General features: G+C 45.9%; 10 protein-coding genes. 6 read left to right on the forward strand and 4 right to left on the reverse strand.

Going from position 1 to position 8,422, the window contains the following annotated elements:
• The first annotated feature begins 388 nt into the window (after positions 1-388).
• The 3 genes from LIZ87_RS21575 (at position 389) to LIZ87_RS21585 (ending at position 3,177) form a co-directional block, all read left to right on the forward strand.
• Positions 389-1,405, forward strand: coding sequence for a methionine ABC transporter ATP-binding protein (locus LIZ87_RS21575; protein WP_178316755.1), 1,017 nt, complete (start codon positions 389-391; stop codon positions 1,403-1,405).
• Between the two features lies 1 nt (position 1,406).
• Complete coding sequence (locus tag LIZ87_RS21580; RefSeq protein WP_178316754.1) at positions 1,407-2,072, forward strand: methionine ABC transporter permease; 666 nt, start codon at positions 1,407-1,409, stop codon at positions 2,070-2,072.
• A gap of 193 nt (positions 2,073-2,265) precedes the next feature.
• The gene (locus LIZ87_RS21585) at positions 2,266-3,177 is read left to right on the forward strand and encodes a MetQ/NlpA family ABC transporter substrate-binding protein (RefSeq protein WP_178316753.1); all 912 of its coding nucleotides are present in this window, start codon (positions 2,266-2,268) and stop codon (positions 3,175-3,177) included.
• Between the two features lie 138 nt (positions 3,178-3,315).
• Here the strand turns inward: LIZ87_RS21585 and LIZ87_RS21590 are convergent, their stop codons facing one another.
• On the reverse strand, positions 3,316-4,881 hold the full coding sequence (locus tag LIZ87_RS21590) for a recombinase family protein (RefSeq protein WP_227149176.1): 1,566 nt from the start codon (positions 4,879-4,881) through the stop codon (positions 3,316-3,318).
• A 200-nt stretch (positions 4,882-5,081) separates the two neighbouring features.
• On the reverse strand, positions 5,082-5,741 hold the full coding sequence (locus LIZ87_RS21595; protein WP_227149177.1) for an Ltp family lipoprotein: 660 nt from the start codon (positions 5,739-5,741) through the stop codon (positions 5,082-5,084).
• Positions 5,742-5,895: 154 nt separating this feature from the next.
• Here LIZ87_RS21595 and LIZ87_RS22970 point away from each other — a divergent pair, with 154 nt between their 5' ends.
• On the forward strand, positions 5,896-6,108 hold the full coding sequence (locus LIZ87_RS22970; RefSeq protein ID WP_227149178.1) for a helix-turn-helix domain-containing protein: 213 nt from the start codon (positions 5,896-5,898) through the stop codon (positions 6,106-6,108).
• A 236-nt stretch (positions 6,109-6,344) separates the two neighbouring features.
• Here the strand turns inward: LIZ87_RS22970 and LIZ87_RS21605 are convergent, their stop codons facing one another.
• The gene (locus tag LIZ87_RS21605; protein WP_227149179.1) at positions 6,345-6,722 is read right to left on the reverse strand and encodes a helix-turn-helix domain-containing protein; all 378 of its coding nucleotides are present in this window, start codon (positions 6,720-6,722) and stop codon (positions 6,345-6,347) included.
• A gap of 131 nt (positions 6,723-6,853) precedes the next feature.
• On the opposite strand from LIZ87_RS21605, the gene LIZ87_RS21610 reads away from it, so the two are divergent.
• On the forward strand, positions 6,854-7,033 hold the full coding sequence (locus tag LIZ87_RS21610; RefSeq protein ID WP_227149180.1) for a hypothetical protein: 180 nt from the start codon (positions 6,854-6,856) through the stop codon (positions 7,031-7,033).
• A 148-nt stretch (positions 7,034-7,181) separates the two neighbouring features.
• Here the strand turns inward: LIZ87_RS21610 and LIZ87_RS21615 are convergent, their stop codons facing one another.
• On the reverse strand, positions 7,182-7,970 hold the full coding sequence (locus tag LIZ87_RS21615) for a DUF4393 domain-containing protein (RefSeq protein ID WP_227149181.1): 789 nt from the start codon (positions 7,968-7,970) through the stop codon (positions 7,182-7,184).
• Between the two features lie 128 nt (positions 7,971-8,098).
• Between LIZ87_RS21615 and LIZ87_RS21620 the strand changes: the two genes are divergently transcribed.
• Positions 8,099-8,254, forward strand: coding sequence for a hypothetical protein (locus tag LIZ87_RS21620; RefSeq protein ID WP_227149182.1), 156 nt, complete (start codon positions 8,099-8,101; stop codon positions 8,252-8,254).
• Positions 8,255-8,422: the final 168 nt, after the last annotated feature.

Raw genomic sequence — 8,422 nt, forward strand, 5'->3', positions numbered from 1 at the left:
CAGCATCTCTGCTTTTTAATTATTCAGTTGTAACACATGTATTGTAATCCTACAGCTCATAAGTGAGATGGGGCAAAAAAGTCTTGACAAATAGAAACAAGTGTTGTATCTTCTTAACTAAGATTAATCCCGGAGCCCGCAAGGGAGACGCATTCGGAGAAAAGCAGGAGGAAGACATATCATGAACCAGTTCAGAGCCATGCAGATGAATATGGACATGATGGGCAGCATGTGCATGATGTGCTGTGTATCTTTCGTGTTTTCAAAACTGAATGTTAGGATGATCTGTATGGATTAAGACATTTTGGAACTGTTTATTTGAATCAGCATTTCGGGGCCGCAAGTCTGTGCAGGACATGCGGCCTTTTTTACAGGAAGGGAAAACGCCATGGAAAACAGGAAGGAAGAAACGATCATCCGGTTGGAGGGCCTGGGAAAGCAGTTTGCCACTGCAAACGGCACAGTGACAGCCCTGGATGACATCAACCTGGACATACGCCAGGGAGAGGTCTTTGGGATCATAGGCCTGTCAGGAGCCGGAAAGAGCACCCTGGTGCGCTGCATCAACTATCTGGAGGTGCCCACCTCAGGAAGAGTCATTTTTGAGGGAAAGAACCTGTCAGCAATGAAGGAAAAGGAGAAGCGCCAGGCCAGGCAGTCCATGGGGATGATCTTCCAGCAGTTCAATCTGCTGGCCCAGCGAAATGTGCTCCAGAATGTATGCTTCCCAATGGAGATTGCCAAGGTGAACAAGGCGGATGCCAGGAAGAGGGCAGAGGAGCTCCTGAAGCTGGTGGGACTGGAGGACAGGATGAAGGCCTATCCGGCCCAGCTCTCCGGCGGCCAGAAGCAGAGGGTTGCCATTGCCAGGGCCATGGCGACGAATCCGAAGGTGCTGCTCTGCGACGAGGCCACCAGCGCCCTGGATCCCAACACAACCAAATCTATCCTCCAGCTCCTGAAAAAGATCAATAAGGAGATGGGGATCACCGTGATCGTGATCACCCATGAGATGGCGGTGATCGAGGCGATCTGCGACAGAGTTGCCATCATTGACCACAGCCACATCGCCGAGGTGGGAAAGGTATCGGAGATCTTCTCCGGGCCTAAGTCAGATATCGGCAGGCAGCTGATCCTGGGAGATGCGGCTGCCCAGAGAGCCACCTTTGGGAATTCACGTCAGATACGTATTATCTTTGACGGCAGGGAGTCCTCAGAGCCTGTGCTTGCCAATATGGTACTGGCCTGTAAGGTGCCTGTGAATATCATGCATGCGGACACAAGGGACATTGAAGGAAAGGCCATGGGCCATATGCTCCTTCAGCTTCCGGAGGACGAAGTAGATGCGGGAAGGATCCGCAACTACTTAAAGACAGCCAACGTCACATTTGAGGAGGTGCGTTAACATGCAGTTTGATGCAACAACAATGAACATGCTGGGAAAAGGAATATGGGAAACAGTCTACATGGTATCCCTGTCCTCCCTTTTATCCTATATATTAGGTATTCCGCTGGGCATTTCCCTGGTGGTGACAGAAAAGGACGGCATCTGTCCGGTGCCTCTTTACAACAAGGTGGCAGGAGTGGTCATCAACCTTCTGCGCTCCGTGCCTTTTATCATCCTGCTTGTTATGGTGATCCCATTTACAAGGCTTGTGGTTGGAAAGATCATCGGTCCTAATGCGGCAGTGGTGCCCTTAGTGATCTCCGCCTTCCCATATATCAGCCGTATGGTGGAATCGTCCTTAAAGGAGGTGGACGCAGGCGTGATCGAGGCTGCAAAGTCTATGGGCGCATCCCCGTGGCAGATCATCTGGAAGGTGCTGCTGCCTGAGGCAAAGCCATCCCTTTTAGTGGGAGCAGCCATTTCCATCACCACGATCTTAGGTTACTCTGCGATGGCAGGCTCTGTGGGCGCAGGCGGTCTGGGAGACATTGCTATCCGTTATGGCTATCACCGCTACCAGACAGATATGATGCTTGTGACGGTGGTGCTGTTAGTCATCATTGTCCAGATCATACAGGAGGTATTCATGAGGCTATCGAGACACAGCGACAAGCGCATACGGTGATGGAAGAGCCCCAAGGCCTGCATATAGTCTGGGCAGGCTGATCAGATCCGGGAAATCCGCCGGGGATCACTCCGGCTGATTCATATAGTGGCCGGTCCGAGGGGCCGCATCCAGAGGACAGCATCCGAAGGACAGTATCCCAAAGCCAGGCCGGAAAATAAAGGGTTTATACCCAAAACGAGGAGGAAACATTATGAAGAAGACATGGTTAACAACAGCAGTATTGGCAGCAGCACTTGCAGCATCTCTGACAGCATGCTCCGGCGGTGCAAAGGAGACCACAGCAGCACAGACAGAGGCTCAGGCTACCGAAGCGGGATCAGAGGCTGAGACTGAGGCCTCAGAGGCAGAGGAGACCACAGCAGCAGCCGGTGAGCTCCAGAAGATCGTAGTAGGCGCAAGCCCTGCTCCCCACGCAGAGATCTTAGCAGCTGCAAAGGACGTGCTTTTAAGCAAAGGCTATGAGCTGGAGATCGTAGAGTACACGGATTACGTACAGCCAAACAATGCGCTGGATTCCGGCGATCTGGATGCCAACTATTTCCAGCACAAGCCATATCTGGATTCCTTTAACCAGCAGAACGGCACAAAGCTGGTGAGCGCCGGTGCGATTCACTATGAGCCATTCGGCATTTACGCTGGAAAGAGCACATCCTTAGATGCTGTTCCGGAAAAAGGAACTGTTCTTGTACCAAATGACGTGAGCAACGAGGCAAGAGCTCTGCTCCTTTTGGAGGCTCAGGGCCTGATCAAGCTGAAGGACGGCGTTGGCCTGGAAGCAACAAAGAACGATATTGTTGAGAACCCGAAGAACCTGGACATTGTAGAGCTGGAGGCTGCTCAGCTGCCACGTTCCCTGGCTGACGGCGATATCGCAGTTATCAACGGCAACTATGCCATCGAGGCCGGCTTAAAGGTAAGCGATGCCCTTGCAACAGAGGATTCCCAGTCCTTAGCAGCTACTACCTACGGAAATGTGGTTGCAGTAAGAGAGGGTGATGAGGAAACTCCTGCTACAAAGGCACTGGTTGAGGCTCTCACAAGCCCTGAGGTAAAGCAGTTCATGGAAGACACCTACGAGGGTGCAGTCGTTCCGCTGTTCTGATCACAATTTCATAAGAGGGACAAGGGTCATTTTCCCTCCCGGCTGCATATATAGGTAGTAAGAAGCAGCCGGGAGGCTTTTTTATGCGTATTTATGAGTAGACACATTTCATATATCAGTAAAAATCCCAGGCCATCCTCAGAGCCTGGGATATATTTTTAACCTGAAATCTGGGACATATTTTTTGGTTCCCCTCGTTTCTTTAGAGTATTCGATTTTCTGTACCACTTCTTTGAGCATCATATTGCGCTCTCCTGGTGAAGAAGACCAGTAGGTGTCAAGGACATGCTGAACCTTAGGGATCATAGCGTCTTTGTTGGCCTCCAGAGCTGCCTGTTCCTTATAGCGCCTTTCTAATTCGCTTATCTCTGCCTTTGCTCGATCGGTTTCCTGTTTGGAAGCAGTGATGCGATCCTTAAAGGTATCGGAATCATATATTTCCGTTTCAAATAATTCGTATATCTTATTTTGCCTTCGCATCAATTCCTGGAGCTTACTCTGCTTTACCTTCAACTGCTTTTTAAGAACTTCAGAGGTAATGACGGTGACATTATCATCCCCTACAGTGATGCTGTACTCTTTGAGCCATTCTTCCAGGCCGAGAATTACTTTTTCTTCCACATCATCCAAGGCTGCTCCGGGCATATCACAATATTTGCATAGATACCAGTCCTGAGTCTCCTTCGGAGCATGCGGGCGGCGGATCAGAGCATGACCGCATTTTCCGCAGCGAAGAACGCCGGCCAGCGGGTTTTTGATTCCGCTATCCAAAAAGGGAGGGCGGTTGGAGCGCTGCTCAAAGCGTCTCTGCGCAGCCTCATAAGTCTCAATATCTATTATTGGTTCGTGGAGACCAGAATACTCGGAATAATCCTTCTGAATGGGAGAAGATCGGATGATTGTACCGTTTCGCACTGTTTTCTTGAGCTTACGTCTGCCGCATCGAATGCGCCCAGCGTAGACACAATTAGTAAGCATATCCCGAATTACCCCAGGAGTCCATTGGCCATTGGTCTTAGATGGAATTTGCATGAGGTTGAGAGCGTCTGCAATGCGTTTGGCACCGGCAGGCAGCCCATTTGTTTCAGGAGATCCGTGGAGATACATCTGATAGACAAGGCGAACCACCTCAGCTTCCTCCGGGATAATCTTCAGACTGTAACCCTTTTGAGCTTTCAATTTGTAGGATTCATATCCGTAAGGCACCTTCCCGGCTGTCCATTTTCCTTCTTTGGCGGCGGCGTAGCGGCCCGTAATCAGGCGCCGCTTGATGGTCTTATACTCCCGGCGGCTCATGAAGAGACCGAACTCAAAATATTCTTCATCCATTTCGTTTGATGGATCGTAGACCTTCATGGGGGTGATGACCGTTGTGCTACAGTATTTCAAGGTTTCCATAATTAACCCTTGATCACGGGTGTCCCCGCGGGCCAGACGTTCGATCTCAATTACCAGGATCCCGTCTGGATGACTTGATTCAATGTCATTGAGGAGTCGCAGCATTTCTGGACGGGCGGCAATGGTCTCTCCGGAGACCACTTCGCGATACCATTCGGAGATTTGGATTCCATATCGTTCAGCAAGATCCTTCAGTATATTCTCGTGCCGGGCCAGAGTCTCACCTTCACCGTGGATTTCGGCCTCGCGATCCTCGCGCGATTTTCGTAAATAAGCGTAATAGATGCCATCGGTTTTTAATCGCATTATATCATCTCCTTGTCACAATATATGATTTTGGGTATAAAAAATACGCCCCTTGCCAGGACGCTCCAGGAATGATATAATTTGTTTGGGCTGGATTATATCATGCCGGAGCAATCTGGTAAGAGAAATCTATGTGAAAACCGTTCTGTGTTGGAAGCACTGAACGGTTTTTGCAATTATTTACAAGTTGCTACGGTTGTCTAATCAAGGTTCTCGATGGCATAATCTGCCTCTTCCTGCGTAAATTTTTCGCCGTATTCAGAAACGAGCTGATCCCTGATTGCTTCCGGGGACATATTCATTGTCTCTTGATAGGTTTTTGCCTTTTCCAAAGCATTTCTATTCCAATCGGTTTCAATGTGATCAATAGCATACTGAGCTTCCTCAGAAGTAAATTGCTCTCCATATTCGGAAACGAGCTGGTCATATATTCCAGCCTTAGACATATACATGGTATCACTATAGGTTTTAGCTTTTTCTAATGCATTTGCGTTCCAATCTGCTTTCATATTGTCAATGGCATACTGGGCAGCTTCCTCAGAGAATTTCTCGCCGTATTCAGAGGTAAGCTGGTCATAAATTCCCTGTTTGGACATATGCATCATATCGCTATATGTATTTGCCTTGTTTAAGGCAGACTTATATTCTGTTGGAATGCTATCATCTTCGATCAGAGCCACCTCCTTAGCTACCTCGGTTTCAGCCTCGGTTTCGACCGCCGCCTCAGCGGCTGTCTCTGCTGGCGTTGTTGTTTCAGCTGTTGTAGCAACCGTTGTTTCAGAGGGAGTGGCACTTCCTCCGCAAGCGGTAATCGCCATGGATGACAGAGCAGCCACCATGATTAATTTTGCTTTTCTCATATAACTCTTCCTCCTGGATACAATATTATTAAAAAGCCCATGGCTAATTAATTCTACATATTGAAATAGAACAGATGTTCTGATATAATAAAAACGAACGTAAGTTCTGAATTGCTTCACCACTTTAAGCAGATACTATCTGTGAGGTGATGAAATGGATATTGAAATAACCTATCATATCAGAGAAGTCCGGGAAGAAAGGAATATGTCGCTTCGCGAACTCTCCGAAAAATCCGGGGTTAGCAAATCCGCAATAAATTTTATCGAAAACGGTCAGCGGGAACCCACTTTACGTACCCTGTGTCTCCTTTCCCTGGCACTGGACGTATCCCCATCCAGACTGTTTTCGGTGAAGAAAAAGCAATAACCCCGAAGTTTGTCCACCATAGTGGACAAATTTACATATTGTGGGGATTTTTCAATAGCCGGCACGTTGTAATAATAGTATGGTCGTTTAAGTAGCTATAGGGAAAGGGTGGTACATATTATGAGCAATGAAGAATTAATATCCGCAATAATAAGCATGTTAGAAAGAATCACGGACAATCATTCACTAAAAATCATATACCACTTTGTGAAAGGAAAATTGGGCTAGGGTAAAACCTAGTCCTTTTTTCTATTTTCAATGAGAAGTCTTGCAATCTTCTCTAATACTTCCCAGTCGCTTTCATCCAGCTTAGTAAGGACGTGGGCAAACTCTGGAACAAATTTATTACCGTAATCAGATCGAGTTATTTTAGAGGCCCATGCTGCGATTTCTTCGTCACGATCCAATTCTATAAACATTTCTCCTTTTCCAGCACGGAGCCACATCTCATTAATATTAAATTCTGAACAAATTAATTTAATGGTTTGTTCGGACGGGCTATTCTCACCAGTTTCCAGTTTGGATACAGAAGATTTTGTTATGCCTATACGTTTTCCAAATTCTTCTTGACTTAGCTCTAATCTCTTTCGTAAATTTTTAAGTCGCTCATTCACCGTTAACACCCCCTCACTTATTTTTATAACTTGATAGTATCACAAAAAGTATCTTAAGTCAACAGAAAAGTATTGACAAAATATCTTTAAGGGACTATTATGTAGATGTAAGATACGAGGAGGTGATAAAAATGGCGCTCAATGAAAACGAAAAAAGAATAATTAACACGTTTGAAGAAATCCTTCCCTTACTGACAGAAGAGGAGAAACAAAAGCTCCTGGCGTTTGGGCAAGGAATGGCATTTAAGGCGTGTCCACAAAGTTTGAAAGGCCTTTTGTGTTTCAATTCAGAATGCAAAGAGACAGGATAAGAAGAAAGGCAGGAAGATGATAAAAACAATTATGGTGGCAGCAGTCACGGCCCTGGTCGTTTCTGCGATTTATGGTAAAGTATCAGCCGTCCATACATTTAATGTAATAGACGGCTATGTAAAAGATTTATTTGAGTTGTTGAGACAATCAATTAGGAATGCAAGTATTGACAAATGAACAACCCAATGGTGTAAGGCAAACCCGCTGTTTATGAAGTTTAATTATAAAATCGGGGTGTTGTTGTTGATATGTTTTGAATTGCTCATGTTCCTCAAAGGGTTTGTAATATTCTGGATTTCCATAATAGGCATTTGGAGGAATGTTAATGAGTCCTGCCCGTATTAATGAAGAAATGGACAGTGAACATGAGAATACCGATTCATCAGGACACTCGAGAAAAACATTCTCCAACAATGTATAGTAGCCAAGTTCTCCCTTTTTTGACATACCATATTTACAGATTGGAAAACCATCGCTGGGACCGTATTTAAATGTGTGAATTATTTTGGCGTCAAGTGCAGACATTTGTTTAATTATTTCAGCAAAAGAAGGATGAACCTGATTGCGTTTAGTTTTATCCATGGAACTGGATATTAATGTAGCAAACATCTGACGAAGCTCTGGTTCACTTATGCAGTATTTAGAATTTTCTAGGGCTTGAGCAGTTATTTGAATAGATGGCTCTGCTTTATTTTCATCCGGGATTTCAGAAAGGGATTGTACTAATTCCGAACGAAATAATTCTAGATCTTTTGCAAATTGTAAACGACGTTTATCAGCTAGATGTGATAATCCGCCGAACACCAGAAACCAAATATCACTTAAAGTTTCGCCGACACTTTTACTGGGTTTATCTGTAAGGTTTTGAAAAGCTTTATCAACAGAGACAGGGAAATCAGGAAAACCGATAATACTAAATTTTGTTTTTTCAGACATAAAACAAAGCCTCTTTCTTTTTTACTTAGCGCAAACGCTTGTAATTACAGTATAAGAGGGAGGGGAGTAAAAAGCAAGCAACAAGTACAAACCGTACCACATACAATCTATCAGAGAGGGGTGGTGATATGAAGGTCAGAGAAATGCAGATAGGAAACTGTACGGTAGAATTTCATAATGACTACATTGTAAAGACAGAAGAGGAACGCCAGGCGATTTTGAAGCATCTATCCATCATTGTATCAAGCAGCCTGGCCCAAAAAGAAAAAATGGAGACCGCCTAAGGGCGGCCATGGTGGACAAGCAGTAGAAAGGAGGCACACCCCAATGATAGAAGTAACAACTGATCCCAGCTACGAAGAGCTGGAAGAGAAATGCAGGCAGCTCAAAGGCCGCCTAAAGGAGGCCCGGCTGTCCTGCAGGATGTCCTGGAGCCTTGCCCTGGTATGCAT

Source organism: Lacrimispora sp. 210928-DFI.3.58 (genome assembly GCF_020554865.1).
GTDB lineage: Bacteria > Bacillota > Clostridia > Lachnospirales > Lachnospiraceae > Enterocloster.

Coding starts and splice junctions, on each gene's coding strand:
- LIZ87_RS21575 (WP_178316755.1), top strand. CDS start 389: ATGGAAAACAGGAAGGAAGAAACGATCATCCGGTTGGAGGGCCTGGGA.
- LIZ87_RS21580 (WP_178316754.1), top strand. CDS start 1,407: ATGCAGTTTGATGCAACAACAATGAACATGCTGGGAAAAGGAATATGG.
- LIZ87_RS21585 (WP_178316753.1), top strand. CDS start 2,266: ATGAAGAAGACATGGTTAACAACAGCAGTATTGGCAGCAGCACTTGCA.
- LIZ87_RS21590 (WP_227149176.1), bottom strand. CDS start 4,881: ATGCGATTAAAAACCGATGGCATCTATTACGCTTATTTACGAAAATCG.
- LIZ87_RS21595 (WP_227149177.1), bottom strand. CDS start 5,741: ATGAGAAAAGCAAAATTAATCATGGTGGCTGCTCTGTCATCCATGGCG.
- LIZ87_RS22970 (WP_227149178.1), top strand. CDS start 5,896: ATGGATATTGAAATAACCTATCATATCAGAGAAGTCCGGGAAGAAAGG.
- LIZ87_RS21610 (WP_227149180.1), top strand. CDS start 6,854: ATGGCGCTCAATGAAAACGAAAAAAGAATAATTAACACGTTTGAAGAA.
- LIZ87_RS21615 (WP_227149181.1), bottom strand. CDS start 7,970: ATGTCTGAAAAAACAAAATTTAGTATTATCGGTTTTCCTGATTTCCCT.
- LIZ87_RS21620 (WP_227149182.1), top strand. CDS start 8,099: ATGAAGGTCAGAGAAATGCAGATAGGAAACTGTACGGTAGAATTTCAT.